The following is a 13,134-nucleotide window of genomic DNA, read 5'->3' as shown; positions in this document are numbered from 1 at the left end:
ATCTGGCGGCGCAGCGCCATGTCGCCACCTGAACGAGAAGGCAGGGCGAGGCAGAGGAGGGTCTCGCTAGAGCCTTTGCTGGTGCCGAGCTGGAGCGCGCCGAGCCCATGCGGTTCTCTCCTGGGCGCCCAAACTCATCATTCATATCCGCGATCAGTCTAGACCCTGGAAAGCAAGGGTCGAGACTGGAAGCGCTTACAGCGAGACTTCGACTGCCTGGTCCCGCAGCAGGGCATCCACAAGGCAGGAACAGTCTGGCTGGCCGGACCCCGTCGCTCTTCGCTAAAGTGGTTGCTGACACTGGTGCGGGAGAGATTGAACTCGATCCGCCGCGCCCTGCGTTTCTTCGCGACCTTGACGAAGCCTGCAGCGGGGTAGACTTCACCCGAGGTGCCGACCGCCATGTAGATCGAGACCCGGCTCATCGCAGCTTCGATCTCCTCGAGATACATGTGCGTCTCGACGTTGCTGCCGGGAACGGCAATGTGTCATTGGCCCTTGCACGCCGGGGCGCGGCGGTGGTGTCCACCGACTATGTGCCCGCCCTCCTTGAACGCGGGCAGCGGCGCGCCGAGGCAGAGGGCCTGCCGCTTGCCTTCCAGGTGGCGGATGCCGAGGCGCTGCCCTTTGCGGATGGCAGCTTCGATGCGGTCGCCTCGACCTTCGGGGTGATGTTCGCCCCGACCAGGACCGCGCTGCGGCCGAGATGCTGCGCGTCTGTCGCCCCGGCGGCCGGCTCGGGCTGGCCAACTGGACCCCCGACAGCTTCATGGGCGAGGTGTTCCGAACGTTGGGGCGCCATCTTCCTCCGCCTGCCGGTCTGAAGCCGCCGTCCCGCTGGGGGGACCGCGCCTGGATCGAGTAGACGTTCGGCCCGACAGCCACCTCGCTCAACTTCACGCTGAAGTCCTTCGTTTTCCGCTATGCTTCTGCGCAGGACTTCCTGGATGAGTTCCGCCGCTTCTATGGTCCCATCCACAAGGCTTTCTTGGCGCTTGACGCGCCAGGGCAGCAGGCCTTCGAGCACGACCTGCTTTCCCTCATGGCCCGCTTCAACGATGCAAGGGACGGTACTCTCCGCCTGCCGTCCGAATATGAAGAGATCGTGATCACCAAGGCCTGAACGGTCATCGCGGGCCTGGCCCTGGGCGTTGCAGGGCCGACGCATCCCCCGACTGCCCGGCGCGCCGTGACAAGGACGTCGCGCCGGGACACTGATGGCTGCGGCGGTCAGGGACGCGCTTCAAGGATCAGCTTGAAGGGCGTCTGCGTCGCCTTGCGGACACGGGAAAAGCCCGCATCGCGGCAAACCTGTGCCAGCCGAGCCTCGCCAGCCTGTGCGCCTAGGACATGCGTTCCCTTTTCCCAGATCGCATGAGCGCAACACAGCCAGGTGGAACCGGTATGATAGATCCGGCCGATCGGGTTCAGGTTCTCCTCGACCCGGTCCGATGCCGCAGGCTCGACCAGCATCAGGGTGCCGTCCGGGGCCAATGCTTCCCGCGCGCGGCGGGTGGCCTCGACCCGCCCTTGAACCTCGGCGTTCGGATGCCTGACCGGCCGCTCGTGCCTTCGCATCCATCGCCCGCTTCAAGCGGACGATGGCTTTTCCTTATGTCGCATCGACCTGCGCGCCTGCGGGTTGCGTCCCGCTTCAGCCGATGATCCGGTTGAAGGTGGCCGAGGGCCGCATCACGGCCTCAACCTTGGCGGGGTCGGTGTGGTAATAGCCGCCCAGGTCGGCCGGCTTGCCCTGCCCTTCCGCCAGTTCGGCTACGATCGTGGACTCGTTTTCGACCAGGGCCTTCGCGATCGGGGCGAAGTGACGGGCCAGTTCGGCATCGCCCTTCTGCTCGGCCAGGGCCTGCGCCCAGTAGAGCGCGAAATAGAAGTGGCTGTCGCGGTTGTCGGTCTGGCCGACCTTGGGCAAGGGCGAACGGTTGTTGTCAAGCACCCCCTGGGTCGCCACGTCCACCGCCTCGCCCAGGACGCGGGCCTTCGCATTGCCTTTGGCCTCGGCCAGGAACTTCAGGCTTTCCCCCAGGGCGCAGAACTCGCCCAGCGAATCCCAGCGAAAGTGGTTTTCCTCCATGATCTGCTGGACGTGCTTGGGCGCCGATCCCCCTGCCCCCGTCTCGAACAGGCCGCCGCCGTTCATCAGCTTCACGATGGACAGCATCTTGGCGCTCGTTCCCAACTCCAGGATCGGGAACAGGTCGGTCAGATAGTCGCGCAGCACGTTGCCGGTGATGGCGATGGAGTTCTCGCCCTTGCGGATGGTTTCCAGCGTCAGGCGCGTCGCCTCGCGCGGGGCAAGGATCCGGAACCTGTCCGACACGCCCTCGGCTTCCAGGATCGGCTTGACGTACCTGATCAGCTCTGCGTCATGGGCGCGGGTCTCGTCCAGCCAGAAGATCGCCTGGCAGCCCTCGGCCTTCTGGCGCGAGATCGCCAGTTTCACCCAGTCCTCGATCGGTGCCTGCCGGGTCGAGGCCGCGCGCCAGATGTCGCCCGCCTCGACCTTGTGCTGGTGCAGCACGTCGCCATTGGCCAGCACGATCCGCACCGTCCCGTCATGCGGGATCTCGAAGGTGGTCGGGTGCGAGCCGTATTCCTCGGCCTTCTGCGCCATCAGGCCGACGTTCTGCACCGTGCCTGCCGTGGACGGGTCCAGCGCGCCGGTCTCCTTGAAATAACGCACCGACTCCTCGTAGACCGCCGCATAGGAGCTGTCGGGGATCACGCAGTTGGTGTCCGCGGCCTTCCCGTCCGGGCCCCAACCCTTGCCACCTGCGCGCAGCAGCGCCGGGATCGAGGCGTCGATGATGACGTCCGAGGGGACATGCAGGTTGCTGATGCCCTTGTCCGAGTTCACCATGTACATCGGTGGACGGTCAGCCATGACGGCGTCGATGTCGGCCAGGATGTCCTTGCCCTCGGGCATGGCGGCCACCCGTTCCAGCAGGGTGCCGAGGCCCGAGTTCGGGTCCACGCCCGCCGCCTCCAGCGCCGCGCCATGCTTGTCGAACACCGGCTTCAGGAACTGCTTCACCGCATGGCCGAAGATAATCGGGTCCGAGACCTTCATCATCGTGGCCTTCAGGTGGATCGAGAACAGGACGCCATCGCGCTTCGAGGCCTCGATCTGTTCGGCGAGGAACGAATCCAGCGCCTTGGCCGACATGAAGGTGGCATCCACCACGCTGCCCGCCGGATAGGTCACGCCGTCCTTCAGAACGGTGACCGAACCGTCACCCGCCACCAGTTCGATGCGCGCCTTTCCAGCCTGTTCGCCGGACAAGGTGGCCGAAATCTCGTTCGAGCGGAAATCATTGCCGGCCATGGTGGACACGCAGGTCTTGCTGTCGGCGGACCATTTCCCCATCGAATGCGGGTTGGCCTTGGCATAGTTCTTGACCGCCACGGCGGCACGCCGGTCCGAGTTTCCTTCGCGCAGCACCGGGTTCACGGCCGATCCCTTGATGGCGTCGAAACGGGCACGGATCGCCTTTTCCTCCTCCGTGGCCGGCTCCTCGGGATAGTCGGGAATGTCATGGCCCTGCGACTGCAGTTCCTTCACCGCCGCCACAAGCTGCGGGACCGAGGCGCTGATGTTGGGCAGCTTGATCACATTGGCCTCGGGCGTTTTCACGAGTTCGCCCAGTTCGGCCAGGTCGTCGGACTGGCGCTGTTCGGCGGTCAGGCGTTCGGGAAAGGCAGCTTTGATCCGCCCGGCCAGCGAGATGTCGCGGGTTCCCACCGTCACTCCGGCAGCCGAGGCGAAGGCGCGGATGATCGGCAGAAGCGAGGCCGAGGCAATCTGCGGGGCTTCGTCGACCTTGGTGTAGATGATGTCGGGGTTGGGCAGATCAGCCATGTCTTGAACCTGTCTTGCTTACGTTGATACCAGCGTGTCCCGGCCTTAGCAGAGGATAAGGGCGGCGTCAGTTCCTGAGTGTCGCCGCACGGAAGTTATGAGCGAGCGTTGTCACCCGGACGCAGGACCGTGGATCGGCCCGCAGCGCGGGCCGTGTGGAAAAGAGGATGCCGAGGGAAGCCATGCTGACGTCCTGGACCTTACGGCAAGACGTCTGCAAGCATCTTGATGGATGTGCTCGCCAGAAAGATCCCGAACGCCTTGCGCAGGTGCGACGGTGCGATCGTATGAGCCGCACGGGCACCCATGGGCGCGAACCACATGCTGGTCACGACGATCGCCAGCAGAGCCGCGAGGTTCACATAACCCAGCGACAGCGGCGGCAGGCCCTCGCGGCCGAAGCCGTTGAAGATGTAGCCCAGCGTTCCCGGCAGCGCGATGATCAGCCCCACGACCGAAGCAGTCCCTACGGCACGGCGCACGGGATAGCTGAAGACGCTGAGGACCGGGACGGTCAGCGTGCCACCTCCGATGCCCATCAGCGTCGACAGGGTGCCGATCCCGCCAGCCATACCGGCCTGCACCGGCTTGGCCGGCAGGGCCGCGAAGGGATGCCAGCCTTCGCGTGTGAACAGCATGTAGGCGGCGACGATTGCGGCAACCATGCCGAAGACGGCGGTCAGCAAGGTGCCAGGCGCAAAGCGCGCGATCAGGACTCCGACAAGAACGCCTAGACCCACAAAAGGAGCCCAGAAGCGCAGCAGCGTAGCATCCACGGCGCCCTTGGCGCGATGCGTGCGGATCGACTGGAGAGAGGTCGGGATGATCGTCGCCAGCGAGGTGCCGACGGCGATATGCGCGCGCAACGCCATGTCCACATCAAAGGCCGCAAGCACATGATAGAGCACCGGCACGATGATGATGCCGCCCCCGACGCCGAGAAGCCCGGCAAGGAAGCCAGAGATGCAGCCGCTGACGGCAAGCACGAAGGTGAAGGTGGTCACGAGGGTCAAAGACAGGGGCATTGCGCTCTCCGGCGGGAAGAAGCGGCCCCCGAAGGGGCCGCGACGGGGATGTCAGACCACCTTGACGGTGATGCTGTCCACGCCCTCGACATGGCCGGTCATCACGTCGCCCCGGACCACGGCACCCACGCCCGCCGGGGTGCCTGCGAAGATCACGTCGCCGGGGCGCAGTTCGAACAGGCGCGACAGGTAGGAGATCATTTCCGGCACCTTCCAGATCATCTGGTTCAGGTCGCCTTCCTGGCGCGGCTCTCCATTGACCTCGACCCGGATCGCGCCCTGCGTGGGATGACCGACCTCGGACACGGGATGGATGGCCGAGCAGGGCGCCGAGGCCTCGAAGGATTTGCCGGTCTCCCAGGGGCGGCCCATCTTCTTGGCCTGTCCCTGCAGGTCGCGCCGGGTCATGTCGAGACCCACGCCATAGCCGAAGACGCAGTCCAGGGCCTTGTCCAGCGGGATGTCGGTGCCACCGGACTTGAGCGCCACGACCAGTTCGATCTCGTGATGTACGTCGCTGGTCTCGGTCGGATAGGGAAAGTCCTTGCCGGGCGGGACGATCGAGTCGGGGTTCTTCTGGAAGAAGAAGGGCGGCTCTTTATTCGGATCGTGGCCCATCTCGATGGCATGGTCCGCGAAGTTCCGGCCCACGCAATAGATGCGGCGCACGGGGAACAGCTTGTCGCTGCCGGCCACCGGGATCGTGGGGATGGGCTCGGGCACGAAGACATAGTCCGCCATCTTGGTCATCTCGTTCATCATCTCGCTCCTGCGTAGTATTCGATGCGTTTTTCTGCGTTTTCCACGATCGCCGACAGCACCATTGCCGCGGCGAAGAGAACTATCGTAAGGGCCCAGAACCGTTCCATGTCGAAGCTGCGGGAATACAGTTCGAACAGTTCGCCGTATCCGATCACGGCGACAAGGATCTGGCCAATGACGACCCCCTTGACCCCCCGGATCACCCCGATGCGGATCCCGGCAAGGATCTCGGGCAGCGCCGAGACCAGGATGATCTTGCGCATGATCGTGGCCTGCGACGCGCCATAGGATCGCGCCATGTCCACCAGCGATGCCGGCACCTGCATGACGCCCGCGCGGGCATCCAGGACGATGATCCAGACGGCGAACAAGAAGACCGTCACCACGATCGTCGCCTCGCCCATCCCGAACAGGATCATCAGCACCGGCACCAGAGCCGACAGCGGCGCGCTGACGAAGATGTTCACCCACAGGCCGAAGATGTTGTCGATGATCTTCACCCGGCCCATCATCACGCCCAGCGGCACGCCGATGCCGATCGCCAGGGCCATGCCGATCACGAAGGACCGGATCGTGACAAGCGTGGCGTTCTGCCAGGAGTTGGTCTGCACCAGGTCGAAGCCTGCGGCGATGATCGCGCTCATCGGCGGGATCAGGAAGATCACGTCAAGCTGGCCGACGATTTCCCAGATCAAGGCCCAGACGATCAGCGAGGCCATCATGGGAATGCGGTAACCGAACAGGGTCATGGCCGGTCACTCCGCATAATGGCGCAGGCCCTGCCAGATCTCCTCGACCACGTCGAGATAGCCTGGATCGCGCCGGATGTCGTCGGGATTGGCGGTGCGGTCGATCCTGGGGTCGATGATGTTCGACACCCGGCCCGGCCGCGGGGACAGCAGCACGATCCGGTCCGAGACATAGACCGCTTCCTCGATCGAGTGCGTGACGAAGATGAAGGTCTTGCGCTCCATCTCGACCAGGCGCAGCAGATCCTCCTGGAACTTGCGGCGGTTCTGCTCGTCCACGGCCGAGAAGGGCTCGTCCAGCAGCAGCACGTCGGCATTCACCGCAAAGGCGCGGGCGATGCCGACCCGCTGGCGCATGCCCCCCGACAGCTCGTGGGGATACTTGTCCTCGAAGCCCTGAAGCCCGACCTCCTCGATATAGCGCCGGGCGATGCGGTTGCGCTCGGCCGCGGCCATGCCTTTCAGTTCCAGCCCGAAGCCCACGTTGCGCAGGACCGTGGCCCAAGGCATCAGCGCGAAGTCCTGGAAGACGAAGGCGCGTTCCGGCCCCGGCCCGGTGACGGCGCGGCCGTTCACGATGATCTGCCCCGAGGTCGCCGGCACCAGGCCTGCGATGATCTTCAGAAGCGTGGTCTTGCCGCAGCCCGAGGGGCCCAGCAGCGTCGTCAGCTTGCCCCGTTCGAATTGCAGGTCGATGCTGCGCAACGCCTCCACGCTGCCATAGTGCTTGGAGATCGCCTCGACCCGGACGACGGGATCATGGGTGACGACGCTGGCGGGATCGAAATCTTCCTTCGCAAGTGCGTTGACGGTCATTTCAGCTCCTCCTCTTTTCGGGGCGCATGACATTGGTCTCGAACCACTGCAGCAGGGCCAGCGTCACGGTGGACGCCGCGATGATGGCGGCGACGGCCGCATACATATGCGCATAGTTCGCGACGGAACGGTGGTATGTGATCAGGTCGCCGATCCCCGTGGGGGTGATCAGCAGTTCGGCCAGCATGACGCCGATGAAGCCTGCAGCCACGCCCAGGCGCAAGCCCGCGAAAAGAACAGGCGCCGCGTCGGGAATGATGATCTTGAAGATCTGCTGGCGCCGCGTGCCCTGGAACGACCGGCACATGTCCACCAGCGAGGGGTTCACATGCCGCACCGCCTTGTAGGAGTTCAGAACGATCACGGGCAGCGCCAGCATGATGACGGCCAGCGTCTTGGCCACAAGACCGATGCCATAGACAAAGGTCACCAGCGGCACCAACGCGGCCATGGGCGCGGCCTGCAAGACGATGAAGACAGGGGCAAGAAGCCATTCCACCCTGTCCGACAGGCCCATGACGATGCCCAGCGTGATCCCCAGCAGCGCCGAGACGGCAACACCCAGAACCAGCGGCTGCAGCGTCAGGAAGAACGCCCGGATCATCGTCCCGTCCCCGACCATCTCGAAGAACGCCGCAAGCGTGTCGAGGAAGGTGGGGAAGGCAAAGCTGATCGGGATGCGGCCGGCGATCTCCCATGTCGTGAAAAGGACCGCAAGCGACAGAACCACCCAGAAGGACCGGCGCCGTTCGGCGAACAGGCGCAGTGCCTCTCTCGTGGTGGCCGCCGGGGCCACCACCTTCACATCCTGTGACATGACGCTCATTTCACTGAGTTCCGATCTTGCCGAGTACGCCGTTCAGGGCGGTCAGATCCCAGAAATCCTCGACCTTCAGGTCCTCGGGATTGCCTTCGAGTGCGCCCGACGCGGTGTAGAAGGCAAAGTCGCTGCGCGCGGCCTCTTCTCCGCCGCCGTTCATGGGAAGGGCATCCTTCATGCCCGAGTAGTACGGCTCGATCTCGGCCACCATCTCGGGCGTGGCGTCGGGCAACAGGTTGTACTGCTCGCGCAGCTTGGCGACGACCGTGGGATCGGCGGCGATCTGACGCCAGGTCGTCACGACGGCCTCGACAAGTTTGGCGACGTCCTCGGGGTTTTCGGCAAGGTACTCCGTGTTGGCGAACATCGCCTCGTCGGTCGCCTCGACACCGTCCAGCGGCAGGAAGGTGAACTCGTCGGGCGCCTCGGCCTCGAGAACCCGCTTGCCCGAGGAGTCGACGATGGTGGCCTTGACGTTGCCTTGCAGCAGCGCGCCGGTCCGCACCTCGGCCCCCGGGACATAGGCGACGCTGGAATACTTGATGCCGTGCTTGTCGGCCATCATCTGCATGATCGCCTCGGTTCCCGAGCCGCGCGAATGGACGGCGATCTCCTGACCGTCCAGGTCGGCCCATTCATCATAGAATTCGGTATTGACCACCGGATACATCTGCAATTCGCTCAGTTGCAGGAAGATCCTGATCGGCGCCTTGACCTTCTGCAGCAGCGCGTAAGGCCCGCCGATGCCGATGTCCGCCTGGCCGCTGACGACCGCCTGCGCGGCGATGTCCTCGCTTTTCAGAAAGGTCGTCTCGATCTCGACGCCCTGTTCCTTCGCGCGCTCCATCGCGATGAGCAGCCCAAGGGTTTCGACGGTGGCGATGTCGCCGAAGGCGACGCGCATCGGATCGGCGGACGCTGCTGCTGGAATGGCCAGGGCCAGGGCCAGAGCGGAAACAACGGCTCGCGACTGCGTCATGTCAGCAAGAATTCCCATCTTTTTTCCTCCCCAAGATCGGGCTCCTCCAAGCCCATTGCAAACCAATGCTGCATTGATATGGATGTTGGATCAATGGTTTTTTGAGATCGTTCCCGCGGCTTTAAATATTAAAGTTGGCAATCAGCATATTAACCCATACATTCGGGGAAGCTGCATGAGTTGACATCGTCAACGCAACGTTCGATTATGAACCAATATTATGATTGGTTTGAACATGCAGCAGATCTCGGTGTCGCCTCTCGACAAACTGCGCGCTTATCTTGAAGGCGCCGATCTCGGCGACGACGGCCGCCTGCCCCCTGAACGGGAATTGGCAGAAACCCTGGACATGGGCCGCACAGTGCTGCGCAAGGCGCTTGCAACCCTGCAAGGGGAAGGGGTCGTGTGGCGCCATGTCGGCAAAGGCACATTCATGGGCGAACGGCCAATTGACAGGGTAAGCGACATCAACGCGCTTGTCTTGCGCACCAATCCGACCGAAGTCATGGCGGCACGCCTCGCCTTTGAACCGGAAATCGCGCGTCTCGCCGCCGTGAATGCCACCGGCGCGCAGATCAACGAACTGCGCGCCTGCGCCCAGAAATGCCGTCAGGCACCGACATGGCGTCAGTACGAGCATCATGACAATCGCCTCCACCGTGCCGTGGGCGAAGCGACGCAGAATTCCCTGCTGCTTGGCTTGCTCGACACGATGACGACCGTGCGCCGCGCCGTGACCTGGGGCCGTCGCCGCGACAACCCGGGCAGGCCTCCACGCGACCACCACAGCTTCGAGCAGCATGACCGCATCGTGGAAGCCATTGCAACACGCGACGGTCAAGCAGCGGCAGATGCGATGAGGACGCATCTCCGGTCCGTGGAGCAGAACCTGCGGGACAGCCTTGGGTATTGAGTGATGCTTGGAGTGAACCCCTCGGGCTGGACCACATCGCACCATCTGAACTAAGCCGCCTTCTGGGCGAACAGGGTTTCGAACCCTTCGGGGGTTTGGTAGCCGAGGGCCGAGTGCAGTCTTTTCGAGTTGAAAATCTGCTCGATGAACATCGGCCAGCGGGCGGCCACATCGGCGAAGGTCTCGTATCCGGCCCGGTAGACCTCCTCCACTTTTAGGGTCTTCATGAAGCTCTCGGCCTGCGCATTGTGATAGGGGTTGCCGGCACTGCTCATCGAGCCGCACAAGCCCGCAGCCTCAAGAGCAACACGATAGCGCTGAGAGGCGTATTGGCAGCCCTGTCCGTATGATGGATGCAGCCCTTCGGAGGGTTTCTGCTCATAACGGCCGCGTGCAAGGCAGCAAGCGCCAGTTCCGTATCCAGGTGCCGCGACACTTGCAGTTACCCACAAATGCCTGGGTTGGTTACGATGCGTGCGCCTTCAACGAGATCAGCGAGGCGTGCGAAGCCGCGCCAGATGACGGTCGTGCCTGGTGGTGGATCGGCTGCACGGTCGAGATATCCCCCGAGACGGGCAATCGCTCTGACATAGAAGTGGAGGTCACGCGGATCGTCGCGTTTTCGGTCCGGCGTTGCACGTTCGAGCAAGCCCCGTTCGGCTTCGGTGAAGACGGCTGCTGGCGTTGCGCGTTGCGTGCCGCGACTGAGCATCGTCAGCCATGACACACGCCAGGCCACGATGCAGCACAGGGCGATGCAATTGGCCAGGCGATCGGCGGTGGCGAGGCGGATATCCTCGATCCGGCAGCCGGTCTTCAGGGTTCTGAAGAAAGTCTCGATTTTCCAGCGCAGCGCATACCATTCGAGCTTGTGCACGGCCTGCGCATGACTTTCCACCGGCAGGTTCGTGATCAGTTTCCAGAAGACGGGCGGGCGCCCTTCCGGCGGATCAAGCTCCTCGGCATGGATGATCTGAAGGGTCTGGTGTTGGTATTTCCGCTGCTTGCCGATCGGCGGGCGGACGGTCATCGTAGCATGCCGGATTGTCAGCACCGCGCGATGGGCCTGACCCTGTGCATCCCGGAACCCGATCTCGTGGGTGCCGCTGGCTTGGATCTGAGCCATCACCCTGGAGATGGTCGTATTGCCGTCCTCTGCCAGGCGGCCAACGCAACTGCGCACCAGAAAGCCAGTCCCGAGTTCTTCGGCCAGACAGTAGAGTTCGTAAATATCGCTTTCCCGATCGCCGATATGCACGCAGCGCTCGGGCGCTCCAGCCCGTTTGGTAGACAGGCGTAGATTGTCGAGCCAGCGCATGCTTTCCTTTTGCTCGATCGGAACCCGGGTCGGATTGATCCGACGCTTGAGCGCGGCGGTCCCCTTGAACTTGGACCGCGACCAGAACTTGGCAGCGGTCAAGCCGAGCGGCAGGCCGTCGGGGGTGACCGCCAGGCTGGCATGCATCAGCAAGCCGCAGACCGCATGCTTCTGGTAACGCCCTTCCTCCAGCTTGCGGCCGGTCGATATCTTCGTGAAGCCGATCTTCTCCGGCGCCGAGCGCTTGAAGGAGAATTCCGTGGTGTCCTGCAGGATCAGGATTGGGCCATCGGTGGCCCTGATCCGCAATGCGGAGGCCGCGAAATGACCCTCCATGATCTTGTCTTCACTGACATTGCCATTGGAGAAGAGGCGGTAGGCGGCCTTGGTGTTCGACCAGTCCTGAAAGGCCGTGGGCAACGATTTGCCCGGTCGTTGCCCGAGCGCCTCAAGCATTGCTCCAAGCCGCCGGTTCAGCCGTTCGTCTCCCAAATCACAGCCGGCCGTTTCCGCGTCCACCCAACTCTGCCCCATATCCGCACCTGTTTGACTGAAGGTGCCAGACAAGGAATCACGGCAGACTCCTCAGGATCAAGACCTCTCTCAGGGCCAAAGACATTTGTGGGTAACTGCAAGGCCGCGACAGCGCATACCCTATGTCCTTGCGGCTGCAGGCATCCAGGATGACGGCCAGATAGCAAAAACCGATTGCGACACGGATGTAAGTAAAGTCTCTGGTCCTCAGGCAGCTGACCCCTTAGAGGAGGAGCGCGATCATGAGCCGCGGCCTCGGCAGGGGGCTCCCATCGGCCCGGGGTGTCGGGTTGGTATGGGCCAGCTTGGCCGTCCGGTAGACAAGGGCTGCTCGTGCTCTGAGGCGCCGCGGGGTCCTCAAAGGAGGAACGACGGACCTCTCGGACTGCCGGGACAAAACCCGTGACAGATCCCCTGAAATATGGCATGGTGGGGGGTGTAGAGATGGCAGGAAATGCTCAATGTCTACACTTGTGGAATGGAGTGCCCGATGGCCCTTCGAGACACGCCCTCGACCCCCGCAGACCCAGTGCGCCCCCGGCGGCAAGCGGCTCTCGCCCGCGTCACAGCACGGTTCTGGCAAACAGATCAGCAAGACCCGCCCGGGCCGGTCCCGCCGCAGCCGGGAGACGGCCACCACGGAGGGCAAGTCCGTCTCCGCGCGGCTTTCGCCTGCCGAGGGTGAGGCCCTCGAAGCGCTGAAGGCGCGTCATGGCTTTGGTTCGAACTCGGACGCTCTGCGGGCCTTGGTGCGGGCCGCCTCGGGCATGCTTGAGGCGGATCCGGCAACGGTGGGCGGCCTCGAGGCGATCCGGGCCGAGCTGCACGAGATCGGCGTCAGCGTGAATGCGATTGCCCTTGCGGCAGGCCAGGGCCGGATCGATCCGAGCCACGAGCACTGGGCGGCACTCAGTGCCTTGCGCCAGACCCTGCCGGAGATGCGCGCCGATCTGCGGGCAGTGGTGGACGAGCAGCGCCGGCGCGGCATCCGGCTCTTTATGGCATGGAAGGAGGCGGAGCATGGCGAGCCTCTCGGATGATCTGATCGGCGAGATCCGGCTGCGCCGCGCCGGTGGCCGGGTGCCGCGCGACAGCGGGTTCGGCAAGACGAAGGGGCGACGCTCCGGGTCAGGAGGGTCGTCCTTCTCGGCGCGGGCACGCAATCTCTGGCGGGTGGGCCAGGGCTCGAACGCCGCAGTGCTGAAGAAGATCGCGCGGGGCGGCACGCAAACGCCGATCCGGCTCCAGGCGCAGCTCCGGTATCTCTTCACGAAGTCCGAGGCCGTGTTCGGCAACACCATCGGGCTTGATCCCGACGCGGAGGGGCTGACGGCCGAGCAG

The 13,134-nt window shown here is 64.0% G+C and carries 15 protein-coding genes; 5 read left to right on the top strand and 10 right to left on the bottom strand.

Going from position 1 to position 13,134, the window contains the following annotated elements; all coding sequences use genetic code 11:
* The first annotated feature begins 107 nt into the window (after nucleotides 1-107).
* Nucleotides 108-824 carry a class I SAM-dependent methyltransferase gene (locus RAH32_RS18475; RefSeq protein ID WP_306609905.1) on the top strand — a complete coding sequence of 239 codons (717 nt, stop codon included), beginning with the start codon at nucleotides 108-110 and terminating at the stop codon, nucleotides 822-824.
* Between the two features lie 164 nt (nucleotides 825-988).
* Nucleotides 989-1,123, top strand: a complete 135-nt coding sequence (locus tag RAH32_RS18470; protein WP_306609904.1) for a hypothetical protein — start codon at nucleotides 989-991, stop codon at nucleotides 1,121-1,123.
* Between the two features lie 107 nt (nucleotides 1,124-1,230).
* Here RAH32_RS18470 and RAH32_RS18465 read toward each other — a convergent pair whose 3' ends face one another.
* The 8 genes from RAH32_RS18465 to RAH32_RS18430 all read right to left on the bottom strand — a co-directional run bounded on the left by RAH32_RS18465 (nucleotide 1,231) and on the right by RAH32_RS18430 (nucleotide 9,046).
* Nucleotides 1,231-1,578, bottom strand: a complete 348-nt coding sequence (locus tag RAH32_RS18465) for a hypothetical protein (protein ID WP_306609903.1) — start codon at nucleotides 1,576-1,578, stop codon at nucleotides 1,231-1,233.
* A 76-nt stretch (nucleotides 1,579-1,654) separates the two neighbouring features.
* On the bottom strand, nucleotides 1,655-3,877 hold the full coding sequence (locus RAH32_RS18460; protein WP_306609902.1) for an NADP-dependent isocitrate dehydrogenase: 2,223 nt from the start codon (nucleotides 3,875-3,877) through the stop codon (nucleotides 1,655-1,657).
* A gap of 200 nt (nucleotides 3,878-4,077) precedes the next feature.
* Complete coding sequence (locus RAH32_RS18455) at nucleotides 4,078-4,902, bottom strand: sulfite exporter TauE/SafE family protein (protein ID WP_306609901.1); 825 nt, start codon at nucleotides 4,900-4,902, stop codon at nucleotides 4,078-4,080.
* 51 nt (nucleotides 4,903-4,953) lie between these two features.
* Nucleotides 4,954-5,643, bottom strand: a complete 690-nt coding sequence (locus tag RAH32_RS18450; protein ID WP_306609930.1) for a fumarylacetoacetate hydrolase family protein — start codon at nucleotides 5,641-5,643, stop codon at nucleotides 4,954-4,956.
* Between the two features lie 17 nt (nucleotides 5,644-5,660).
* Entirely contained in the window at nucleotides 5,661-6,413 is a 753-nt protein-coding gene (locus RAH32_RS18445) for an ABC transporter permease (protein ID WP_306609900.1), read from the bottom strand.
* Nucleotides 6,414-6,419: 6 nt separating this feature from the next.
* The gene (locus RAH32_RS18440; protein ID WP_306609899.1) at nucleotides 6,420-7,229 is read right to left on the bottom strand and encodes an ABC transporter ATP-binding protein; all 810 of its coding nucleotides are present in this window, start codon (nucleotides 7,227-7,229) and stop codon (nucleotides 6,420-6,422) included.
* A gap of 1 nt (nucleotide 7,230) precedes the next feature.
* Nucleotides 7,231-8,046, bottom strand: coding sequence for an ABC transporter permease (locus RAH32_RS18435; protein WP_306609898.1), 816 nt, complete (start codon nucleotides 8,044-8,046; stop codon nucleotides 7,231-7,233).
* 10 nt (nucleotides 8,047-8,056) lie between these two features.
* The gene (locus tag RAH32_RS18430) at nucleotides 8,057-9,046 is read right to left on the bottom strand and encodes an ABC transporter substrate-binding protein (RefSeq protein WP_306609897.1); all 990 of its coding nucleotides are present in this window, start codon (nucleotides 9,044-9,046) and stop codon (nucleotides 8,057-8,059) included.
* Between the two features lie 217 nt (nucleotides 9,047-9,263).
* Here RAH32_RS18430 and RAH32_RS18425 point away from each other — a divergent pair, with 217 nt between their 5' ends.
* Nucleotides 9,264-9,941, top strand: a complete 678-nt coding sequence (locus RAH32_RS18425; protein WP_306609896.1) for a FadR/GntR family transcriptional regulator — start codon at nucleotides 9,264-9,266, stop codon at nucleotides 9,939-9,941.
* A 50-nt stretch (nucleotides 9,942-9,991) separates the two neighbouring features.
* Here RAH32_RS18425 and RAH32_RS18420 read toward each other — a convergent pair whose 3' ends face one another.
* Together RAH32_RS18420 and RAH32_RS18415 are read right to left on the bottom strand one after the other, a co-directional pair.
* Entirely contained in the window at nucleotides 9,992-10,216 is a 225-nt protein-coding gene (locus RAH32_RS18420; protein ID WP_306609895.1) for an integrase core domain-containing protein, read from the bottom strand.
* A gap of 167 nt (nucleotides 10,217-10,383) precedes the next feature.
* On the bottom strand, nucleotides 10,384-11,793 hold the full coding sequence (locus tag RAH32_RS18415; protein WP_306609894.1) for an IS4 family transposase: 1,410 nt from the start codon (nucleotides 11,791-11,793) through the stop codon (nucleotides 10,384-10,386).
* A 461-nt stretch (nucleotides 11,794-12,254) separates the two neighbouring features.
* Here RAH32_RS18415 and RAH32_RS18410 point away from each other — a divergent pair, with 461 nt between their 5' ends.
* Both RAH32_RS18410 and RAH32_RS18405 read left to right on the top strand, forming a co-directional pair.
* A complete protein-coding gene (locus RAH32_RS18410) occupies nucleotides 12,255-12,833 on the top strand; it encodes a DNA mobilization endonuclease VirD1/MobC family subunit (protein ID WP_306609893.1) in 579 nt (192 codons plus the stop codon).
* The coding region (locus RAH32_RS18405; RefSeq protein WP_306609892.1) for a hypothetical protein at nucleotides 12,814-13,134 on the top strand (321 nt) is incomplete at its 3' end. The genes RAH32_RS18410 and RAH32_RS18405, both read left to right, overlap by 20 nt.

It is taken from the genome of Paracoccus yibinensis (assembly GCF_030846195.1).
Taxonomy (GTDB): Bacteria; Pseudomonadota; Alphaproteobacteria; order Rhodobacterales; family Rhodobacteraceae; genus Paracoccus; species Paracoccus yibinensis.
Note: the sequence above shows the minus strand (reverse complement) of the source record. Positions and strands in the feature narration are given on the sequence as shown.

What these genes read in the sequence shown, in the direction of transcription:
- RAH32_RS18475 (WP_306609905.1), top strand. Translation starts at nt 108, where the DNA reads ATGCGGTTCTCTCCTGGGCGCCCAAACTCATCATTCATATCCGCGATC.
- RAH32_RS18465 (WP_306609903.1), bottom strand. Translation starts at nt 1,578, where the DNA reads ATGCGAAGGCACGAGCGGCCGGTCAGGCATCCGAACGCCGAGGTTCAA.
- RAH32_RS18460 (WP_306609902.1), bottom strand. Translation starts at nt 3,877, where the DNA reads ATGGCTGATCTGCCCAACCCCGACATCATCTACACCAAGGTCGACGAA.
- RAH32_RS18455 (WP_306609901.1), bottom strand. Translation starts at nt 4,902, where the DNA reads ATGCCCCTGTCTTTGACCCTCGTGACCACCTTCACCTTCGTGCTTGCC.
- RAH32_RS18450 (WP_306609930.1), bottom strand. Translation starts at nt 5,643, where the DNA reads ATGGCGGACTATGTCTTCGTGCCCGAGCCCATCCCCACGATCCCGGTG.
- RAH32_RS18445 (WP_306609900.1), bottom strand. Translation starts at nt 6,413, where the DNA reads ATGACCCTGTTCGGTTACCGCATTCCCATGATGGCCTCGCTGATCGTC.
- RAH32_RS18440 (WP_306609899.1), bottom strand. Translation starts at nt 7,229, where the DNA reads ATGACCGTCAACGCACTTGCGAAGGAAGATTTCGATCCCGCCAGCGTC.
- RAH32_RS18435 (WP_306609898.1), bottom strand. Translation starts at nt 8,046, where the DNA reads ATGTCACAGGATGTGAAGGTGGTGGCCCCGGCGGCCACCACGAGAGAG.
- RAH32_RS18430 (WP_306609897.1), bottom strand. Translation starts at nt 9,046, where the DNA reads ATGGGAATTCTTGCTGACATGACGCAGTCGCGAGCCGTTGTTTCCGCT.
- RAH32_RS18425 (WP_306609896.1), top strand. Translation starts at nt 9,264, where the DNA reads ATGCAGCAGATCTCGGTGTCGCCTCTCGACAAACTGCGCGCTTATCTT.
- RAH32_RS18420 (WP_306609895.1), bottom strand. Translation starts at nt 10,216, where the DNA reads ATGAGCAGTGCCGGCAACCCCTATCACAATGCGCAGGCCGAGAGCTTC.
- RAH32_RS18415 (WP_306609894.1), bottom strand. Translation starts at nt 11,793, where the DNA reads ATGGGGCAGAGTTGGGTGGACGCGGAAACGGCCGGCTGTGATTTGGGA.
- RAH32_RS18410 (WP_306609893.1), top strand. Translation starts at nt 12,255, where the DNA reads ATGTCTACACTTGTGGAATGGAGTGCCCGATGGCCCTTCGAGACACGC.